This window comes from Streptomyces endocoffeicus, assembly GCF_016741935.1.
Classification (GTDB): Bacteria; Actinomycetota; Actinomycetes; order Streptomycetales; family Streptomycetaceae; genus Streptomyces; species Streptomyces endocoffeicus.
This window is the reverse complement of sequence record NZ_JAERRG010000149.1, coordinates 1-1372: the sequence shown is the minus strand read 5'-3', so window position 1 is coordinate 1372 and position 1372 is coordinate 1. Positions and strand designations below refer to the sequence as shown.

Genomic DNA, 1372 nt, shown 5'->3' with positions numbered 1-1372 from the left:
GTCCCGGGTCAGCTCATGCAGATGCCAGGCCGCGTCCACCTTCGGAGCCAGCACCCGCTGAACACGCTCATCGGTCAGCCCTTCCACGACGCCGTCGTCCACCACGGCCGCGGTGTGGACCACGCCTCGCAGCGGAAGCTCTGCCGGGATGGCGGCCAGCAGCTCGCGTACGGCTTCACGGTCGGCCACATCACAGGCCGCCACGGTGACCGACGCCCCGGCCGCCTCCAGCTCGGCCACCAACTCGGCCGCCCCTGGCGCGTCCGGCCCCCTACGACTGGCAAGGAGCAGATGCTCCACCCCATGCTCGACCACCAGATGCCGGGCCACCACACCCGCCAACACACCCGACGCGCCCGTCACCAGCACCGTCCCGCCGGAGACCAGGCGCACAGACGCCTCGAGGTCCGCTGCGGACTTAGCCACGCGGGACAAGCGCGGGACCAGGACGGTCCCGCCCCGGACCGCCAGCTGGGACTCCTCACCAGCGGCGATGGCCCGGACCGCCGCGTCGGATGCAGCGGCGCTGATCTCCTGGCCATGGTCGGGGTCGTAGTCAGGGTCGTGGTCCAGGAGGAGGAACCGGCCGGGATTCTCGGTCTGCACCGACCGCAACAGCCCCCACACGGGAGCCTGCACCAGATCGGCCACATCCTCTCCCGCCTCCGTGGCAACCGCACCACAAGTGACCACCACCAGACGAGACCCGAACAAACGCTCCTCACCCAACCACCGCTGCACCGCAGACAGCACAGCAGAAAGCGACTCCCCCACCCCAGAAACCAGGCCACTCTCACCACCCCTCGTCGGGCAGAACAACACCACCGTCTCCGGCACCACCTCCCCCACATCGAGCGCGCTGATCAACGCCGGGACATCCCCATAGCGGACACACACCCCACCCGCACGAACCACCGCCTCACCCAACCCGACATCCGAACCCACCAGCGCCCACGAACCCCCACCAACAACCGAAGCCGACGGAACCACCGGCTCCCAGTCCAACTGGAACAGCGAGTCATAACGACTGACCTGGGCCGCCTGCAACTGCTCAGCCGAAATCGGCCGCAGAGCCAGCGACTCGATGGAGATCACCGGCTGACCCGCCGCGTCCGCCACCTCCAACGCCACCGCATCCGAACCCGCCCGGGTCAACCGCACCCGCACCACCGACGCACCCGAGGCATGCAACCGCACCCCCGACCACGCAAACGGAATACGCGCCGCTCCCTCATCCTCCTCCGAAGCAATCAACGCCACCGCATGCACAGCCGCATCCAACAACGCCGGATGCACCCCAAACCGCTCCACCTCACCAACCCGCTCCCCCGGAAGACGAACCTCAGCGAACACCTCCTCACCACACCGCCAA

Annotated in this window: 1 protein-coding gene; it reads right to left on the bottom strand. The window is 68.6% G+C overall.

What is annotated here, in order from left to right:
• A partial coding sequence (locus JK364_RS57935; RefSeq protein ID WP_201858857.1) for an SDR family oxidoreductase occupies window positions 1–1372 on the bottom strand: 1372 nt, incomplete at both ends.